Source organism: Streptomyces sp. NRRL B-24572, from assembly GCF_002156145.1.
GTDB classification, from domain to species: domain Bacteria; phylum Actinomycetota; class Actinomycetes; order Streptomycetales; family Streptomycetaceae; genus Streptomyces; species Streptomyces vietnamensis.
On record NZ_MWIG01000845.1, the window covers coordinates 1 to 6,963 of the forward strand.

Genomic DNA, 6,963 nt, shown 5'->3' on the forward strand with positions numbered 1-6,963 from the left:
CCCTCAGGAAGCCGGGGCGGACTCCGGCGGTCCTCCGGCGCCCGCTCCCATCGGTCTGCCGCCCCGGCTTCCTGAGGGCCTGCGGAGTGCCCGGCCTGCGGGTCGCCCGCATCCGGACCCGCCGGGAGGACGAGGGGACCTCCTGTTCCGAGGCAGTCCGGGCGTCCCGCTCGCTCCTCAGACAGGAGCGGAGCGACTCGGGGTCAAGACCTTCGTTGCAGGCCTGGTGCAACAGCCGGGCGAAGACGTACTCGGGGTCGGCGTCGAGGGCGAGCCCGAGGGCGACGCGGGCGGTCGGCTCGTCGCCCAGGGACCAGGCCGTCCAGCCCGCGAGGGTGAGGGGCGCGGCGGCATGCTCCTGGTAGGGCGTGACACAGCGCCGGGCCAGGACGCGCCAGAGCCGCAGGGCGGCGGTCCCCTCCCAGCCCTCCATCCACTCGGCGACACGGTCCCGGGTGACCCGATCCTGCAGACCGAGGACCAGAGCGGCCGCCTCGTCGGTCGTGATCAGGGCGTCGTCGGCGGCGTCGTCGGCGACGACACCGGCCTGCCGTCCCGGAACGATCGGCCGCACCGGGCTCGCCGTGCTCAGCGCACCCGCCGCGCCGGCCTGGCCGTCCGCGCTCCCCGGGCTCTTCGGCCCCAGAGGGCCCTGCGGGCCCTGCGGGCTCTCCTGGTTCTGCGGGCTCTGTGTGCTCTTCGGGCTGACGAACCGGCGGAGGATCCCGCGGGCGAGACGCAACGTCGCTTCGCGCACCTCTTCCCGTCCCTTCCCTTCGGCGCCCTCGAGGATCCGGGGAACGATCGAGGCGGCGGCCGCGTCGAGGGCGGCCCGCTGCTCCTCGTCGCCGGGTCCGCCGCGCGGCTTCAGCCGGGCCTCCATGTCCCGCAGGGAGCCCCGTACCTGCATTCCGGCGTACGCCGCGGCCGCCGCCATCACCGAGGTGCCGTTGAGCGCGAGCGGGGTGCCGTCCGGCGGGCAGCAGCGCTGGTCTGGGCAGCAGTACGAGAAGTACAGCCCGTCGGTGATGCAGAGGGCCTCGTAGACAGGGATGTCGAGGGCGCCACAGGCCGTCCGCAGGCGCTGTGCGAAGGGCCGCAGCCGCTCCATGACCCTGCGGCCCGTCTCGCCAGGCGCGGGGTCCTGGCACAGGAAGACGACGATGCCGTCCGGCCGCGTGCCGGATCGGGAGCCGCCCTCGACGAGGCACTCGGCGAGGTGATCGGCAGTGGACGCCCACTCCCGGGGCGAGCGTGGGATCCCGAGCCTGACACGGCCGCCGAAGCGGCCGCGCTCGCCGTGGAGGGCGACCAGGACGACGGAGTCGGTGGGATGGAAGCCCAGCACGAACGGCAGGGCGTCGGCCAGTTCCGCCGGGCCACGCAGGGTGATCTGCTGGGTACGGGAGAGTCCACTGGATTCGTGGTGATTCGCGTTCATGGTCAGGACGGTCTCGTGATCTCCCGAAATCCGAAACCCCTGTGGATAACTCCCGGAACGGGGCATCCGCCGCCCCATCGAGTTATCCACAGGTTCGACGGCTCATTCGCACGATGTCCGAGGCATCGGGTTGCATGGGGGTATGACCCAAGCAGCCCCGCTGGAAGACCGCACCGCCCTCCGAGCCGCCGCCGACGCCGTGCTCGCCCGTCTCGTCTCCGACCCGACCGGCAGGGCCAGACTGCGCGAGGACCAGTGGAGGGCCATCGAGGCCCTGGTCGCCGACCGGCGCCGGGCCCTGGTGGTCCAGCGGACCGGCTGGGGCAAGTCGGCCGTGTACTTCGTGGCGACCTCGCTGCTCCGCGAGCGCGGCAGCGGCCCGACCGTGATCGTCTCCCCCCTGCTCGCGCTGATGCGCAACCAGGTGGAGGCGGCGGCCCGGGCGGGCATCCGCGCCCGGACGATCAACTCCTCGAACACCGAGGAGTGGGAGACGGTCCAGGAGGAAGTGGCCTCCGGTGAGGTGGACGTGCTCCTGGTGAGTCCTGAGCGGCTCAACAATCCCGACTTCCGCGACCAGGTACTGCCGCAGCTGGCCGCCGCCACCGGGCTGCTCGTGGTCGACGAGGCGCACTGCATCTCGGACTGGGGCCACGACTTCCGGCCCGACTACCGCCGGCTGCGGACGATGCTGGCCGACCTGCCCTCCGGTGTTCCGGTGCTGGCGACCACGGCGACGGCGAACGCCCGGGTGACGGCAGACGTGGCCGAGCAGCTCGGTACGGGCGCGGGCACGGACGCCCTCGTCCTGCGCGGGCCCCTCGACCGGGAGAGCCTGAGTCTGGGCGTGGTCAGGCTGCCGGACGCCGCGCACCGGCTGGCCTGGCTCGCCGACCACCTCGGCGAGCTGCCCGGCTCCGGGATCATCTACACGCTGACGGTCGCCGCGGCCGACGAGGTCACCGCCTATCTGCGCCAATGCGGACACACCGTGTCCTCCTACACCGGTCGGACGGAGAACGTCGACCGACAGCAGGCGGAGGACGATCTCCAGGCCAACCGGGTCAAGGCGCTCGTGGCGACCTCGGCCCTCGGCATGGGTTTCGACAAGCCGGACCTGGGCTTCGTGGTGCATCTCGGGTCGCCGTCCTCTCCCATCGCGTACTACCAGCAGGTCGGCAGGGCCGGGCGAGGGGTGGAGCACGCGGAGGTGCTGCTCCTGCCCGGGCAGGAGGACGAGGCGATCTGGCGCTACTTCGCCTCGGTGGCCTTTCCGCCGGAGGAGCAGGTGCGCCGCACGATCGACGTGCTCGCGCAGGCGGGCCGGCCCTTGTCCCTGCCCGCCCTGGAGCCGCTGGTCGAGCTGCGCAGGACCCGGCTGGAGACCATGCTCAAGGTCCTGGACGTGGACGGCGCGGTGCGCCGGGTCAAGGGTGGCTGGGAGAGCACCGGACAGCCCTGGGTGTACGACACCGAGCGGTACGCCTGGGTGGCGCGGCAGCGGGCGGCCGAGCAGCAGGCGATGCGCGACTACGCGGCGGCGACCGGGTGCCGGATGGAGTTCCTGCGGCGCCAGTTGGACGACGAGGAGGCCGCTCCGTGCGGTCGCTGCGACAACTGCGAGGGCGCCCGGTTCGACCCGAAGGTGTCCGAGGCGGCGCTGGACGCGGCCAAGGGGGAGCTGGGGCGGCCCGGCGTGGAGGTCGAGCCCCGGAAGATGTGGCCCACCGGACTCGCCGCGGTCGGGGTCGATCTGAAGGGCCGTATTCCGCTCGGGGAGCAGGCGTTCGGCGGCCGGGCCCTGGGGCGGCTCTCGGACATCGGCTGGGGCAACCGGCTGCGTCCGATGCTGGCCGACGGCATGCCGGACGGGCCGGTCCCGGACGATGTGGTGCAGGCAGTGGTGCACGTGCTGGCCGACTGGGCCAAGGGGCCCGGGGGGTGGGCCTCCGGGGCGCCTGACGCGCCGGCCCGGCCCGCCGGCGTGGTCACGGTCGCCTCCCACCGCAAGCCGCGTCTGGTGGGGTCGCTCGGACAGCGGATCGCCGAGATCGGCAGGATGCCCTTCCTAGGGGTGGTGGAGTACGCGCCGGAGGCGGAGGAGCTCCGGCTCTCGCGGACCAACAGCGCCCAGCGGGTCGTCGGTCTGCAGCGGACGCTGACGGTGTCTCCGGAGCTGGCAGGGCGGCTGGCCGGCGCCGGCGGACCGGTTCTCCTCGTGGACGATCTCTCCGACACCGGCTGGACGTTGGCGGTGGCGGCGCGGCTGCTGCGGCGGGCCGGAGCGGAGGGGGTGTTTCCGCTGGTGCTCGCCGTCCAGGGGTGAAACAGGAGAGGAAACGGGGAGTGAACAATGGGCAACTGGGCAGGGATATGAGTGGCATACCGACTCAATCCCGTCAGCGGTCTCAATTGCTCGTTGCCGCTCGCGCACGGGCCCGCAAGAATTGGGAAACCGCCCCGCACGGCCCGTCAGCGGTCCGGAAGGACTGTGCCGTGGTGCGCCCTCACCCGACCTTGCCCGCTCAGCGGGCGCGTATCCGAAGGGAGGACCGTGACCCTCGGATTCGCTCCGCCCACAGCCGCCTCGCTCAGATCGTCGTCCGAGTCCGCCAGCCGCCTCGCTCGGATGCTCGAGCCCTCCGAGTGGGCCGCGGCGGGAATTCCCTTGCTGCGGAATCCTCGCGAGGTCGTCAGCGGACTGCACTCGCGCCACGCGCCCACGCCCTCGACGGCGGTCATCGCCGTCCTGGACCACGAGGAACGGCTCACGGCCAGTGCCTCGTTCGTCCGCCGTCCCGTCGCGGCGGACGGCTGGGAGTTCCGCAACGCGCTCCTCGCGCATCTGCGGCGGGTCATTCCGCATGACCTCCGGAGACGCGCGCCCGTGCGGACCGCGGTCCTGCTGTACTGCCGCGAGGGCGACGAGCGCTGGACGGAGGAGGACGGAGCCTGGATGTGGGGGCTCCGGGACGCCTGCACACTGCATGGGCTCCGCTGCGGCGCGTACATCACGCTGACCGGGGGTGGCTGGCAGGTGCTCGGCGAGGGCCGGGGTGGCCGGCGTCCGAGCTCCGACTCGCTTCCCCTGCCGTTGGGTGACGGACCGGCCGAACTCGGCCTGCTCACGCCGAGGACCGCGAGCGGCGCGACGGAACCCCTGCGCCGGGCCGCCGCACGCTGACCGCGTGAACCAGGACGGGCAGCCTCGCTCTGACCGCATGGACCAGGAGGGGCGCCGCGCTCTGACCGCGTGAACCAAGGAGGGCCGCTGCCCGCTGATCGCACGGGGCGGCGCAGGGCCCCGACCGACGCCCCCGCCGGCCCCGGTGGGGTCCGGCGGAGGAGCGCGGTCGGTCAGACGCCGGCGCCTGCTCCGAGGAGCGCCGTGATGCGCTGCGGGTCACCGCAGACGACGAGCAGCGCGCCCGCGCGTGCCATCGCCGACGGAAGCGCCTTGGCCGCCGTCGCCTCGTCGCCGCCGTTGACGGCGACGATCACCACCGGGCGGGCGGCGGCCCGCTCCACGGCGGAGGCGTCGGCGAAGAACACGTCGTCACCGGTGTCCTGTTGGGCCCAGTAGGCGGCCTCACCGAAGGACAGCTCGTGAGCCGCCCACGGGTGCGGGTCGCCGGTGGTGAGCACCAGGATCTCGCCGGGCGCCCGTCCGCTTTCCAGGAGCAGGTCCAAGGCCTCCTCGGCGGCGTCGAGCGCGCCGTCGACCGGGGCCGGGATCAGCTGGAGCTGCGGGGTGGTTCGCTGGTCGGAACGATTTTCCGGGCGCTCGGCCGGAGACTGCCCGGCACCGGGGCGCGGCGCCGGCACGGCGGGCCTGGCCGGACCGGGCACGGGGCGTCCGGGACGCGGAGAGGCCGCGGAACGCGGGCCGGGTACGGGACGGGGGGTCGACGCGGGGCGGCCGGCGGCCGCGGTGGCGCGGGGACCCTGGGCGCTCTCGTGAATCTGAGGCTCCTCGGGGATGAGAGGCATGAATGGATGTCTATCAAACGCCGCTGCGCGGAGCACCGGCGGGTGGGCACACATGTGCACCCCGGCCGCGTGGGCGACCCTTCGGCAGGGCCCCGTGACCGGAAGTTCAGAAGTCGAAGCCGAGTTGGCCCCCGCTTTCCAGCGCGGCCGCCTCGGCGGAGAGGCGGACCTTTTTGAGGTGGCGCCACTGGGGCAGCGCGTCCAGGTACGACCAGGAGAGTCGGTGGTACGGGGTGGGCCCCAGCTCTTCGAGCGCCGCCTTGTGGACCGGCGAAGGGTAGCCCGCGTTGGCACCGAAGGCGTAAGCCGCGTACCGGTCGCCCTCGGCCTCCAGTTCCGCCATGAGGGCGTCGCGCCGGACCTTCGCTATGACGGAGGCGGCCGCGACGGCGATGCAGGACTGGTCGCCCTTGATCACCGTACGGACCTGCCAGGGGCTGCCGAGGTAGTCGTGCTTGCCGTCGAGGATCACCGCGTCGGGCCGTACGGGAAGGCCTTCGAGGGCCCGGACGGCCGCGAGCCGCAGCGCCGCGGTCATGCCGAGTTCGTCGATCTCCTGCGGAGAGGCGTCGCCGAGCGCGTACGCGGTGACCCACCCCTCCAGCTCCGCGGCCAGCGCGTTCCGGCGCTTGGGTGTGAGCAGTTTCGAGTCGGTGAGCCCCTCGGGGGGCCGGCGCAGGCCGGTGACGGCCGCGCACACCGTGACGGGACCGGCCCACGCCCCGCGTCCGACCTCGTCGACCCCGGCGACGATCTTGGCGCCGGTGGTGGCTCGGAGCGACCGCTCGACAGTGTGGGTGGGAGGTTCGTACGGCATGGCGCCAGACAGGTTACGCCGCCTGACGCCACCCGCGATACCCGGTTTCGCCGCAGACGCCCCGAGACCCGTCCCACGACGCCCCGGAGCCCGTCGTCATCCCGCCCCAGAAGCCCCCGGCCCCGCTCAGGCGCGCAGCAGGGGCATCATGATCCGGTCGATCACAGCGGCGATCTCATCGTCCGGCCATTCGCTTCCGCACACCTTGGAGCGGTACATCATCATGGCGGGGACAACGTCGAGGACGAGGTCGTCGATCGCATCGGCTCGCACCTCTCCGCGCGAGATTCCAAGCCGCAGCACGTCCCGGAAGAGACGCTTCGAGGGTTCGATCACACCCGTCTCGATCAGCCCATGGAAGCGCTCGGCGGACTCGGCATCGCATTCGTGAAGCACAGCGCGCAGAGCGAAGCCGGGCTTGGAGTACATCACGTCCCGGACCCGGCGGCACAGCTCGTACAGGTCCTCACGCACACGACCGGTATCCGGAGCCTCATCGAGCGCCGGCAGTCCGGCCTGGAGGGCGTCCGCGACGAGGTCCTCCTTCGACGACCACCGCCGGTACACCGCGGCCTTGCCCGTCTGCGCTCCGACCGCGACGCCCTCCATCGTGAGGCCGTTCCAGCCGACACGGCCCAGCTGGTCGAGCGTGGCCTCCAGGATCGCCCGCTCGAGCACGGGGCCGCGGCGTCGCAGCGCCGCCCCCTCCGGCCGG

At 72.9% G+C, this 6,963-nt stretch carries 6 protein-coding genes; 2 read left to right on the plus strand and 4 right to left on the minus strand.

The window, feature by feature from the left end:
* Window positions 1-1,441, minus strand: a 1,441-nt coding sequence (locus CCN56_RS37030; protein WP_107484289.1) for a DUF4192 domain-containing protein, incomplete at its 3' end; no start/stop codon positions are given.
* 142 nt (window positions 1,442-1,583) lie between these two features.
* Between CCN56_RS37030 and CCN56_RS37035 the strand changes: the two genes are divergently transcribed.
* Both CCN56_RS37035 and CCN56_RS37040 read left to right on the plus strand, forming a co-directional pair.
* Entirely contained in the window at window positions 1,584-3,767 is a 2,184-nt protein-coding gene (locus CCN56_RS37035) for a RecQ family ATP-dependent DNA helicase (RefSeq protein ID WP_086832102.1), read from the plus strand.
* Window positions 3,768-3,995: 228 nt separating this feature from the next.
* Window positions 3,996-4,625 (plus strand): hypothetical protein, encoded by a 630-nt coding sequence (locus CCN56_RS37040; RefSeq protein WP_086832103.1) that lies wholly within the window; start codon window positions 3,996-3,998, stop codon window positions 4,623-4,625.
* 173 nt (window positions 4,626-4,798) lie between these two features.
* Here the strand turns inward: CCN56_RS37040 and CCN56_RS37045 are convergent, their stop codons facing one another.
* The 3 genes from CCN56_RS37045 to CCN56_RS37055 all read right to left on the minus strand — a co-directional run bounded on the left by CCN56_RS37045 (window position 4,799) and on the right by CCN56_RS37055 (window position 6,944).
* Complete coding sequence (locus CCN56_RS37045) at window positions 4,799-5,431, minus strand: hypothetical protein (RefSeq protein ID WP_086832104.1); 633 nt, start codon at window positions 5,429-5,431, stop codon at window positions 4,799-4,801.
* A gap of 106 nt (window positions 5,432-5,537) precedes the next feature.
* Complete coding sequence (locus CCN56_RS37050; RefSeq protein ID WP_086832105.1) at window positions 5,538-6,248, minus strand: ribonuclease HII; 711 nt, start codon at window positions 6,246-6,248, stop codon at window positions 5,538-5,540.
* A gap of 126 nt (window positions 6,249-6,374) precedes the next feature.
* Window positions 6,375-6,944, minus strand: coding sequence for a TetR/AcrR family transcriptional regulator (locus CCN56_RS37055; RefSeq protein WP_086832106.1), 570 nt, complete (start codon window positions 6,942-6,944; stop codon window positions 6,375-6,377).
* Window positions 6,945-6,963 lie beyond the last annotated feature (19 nt).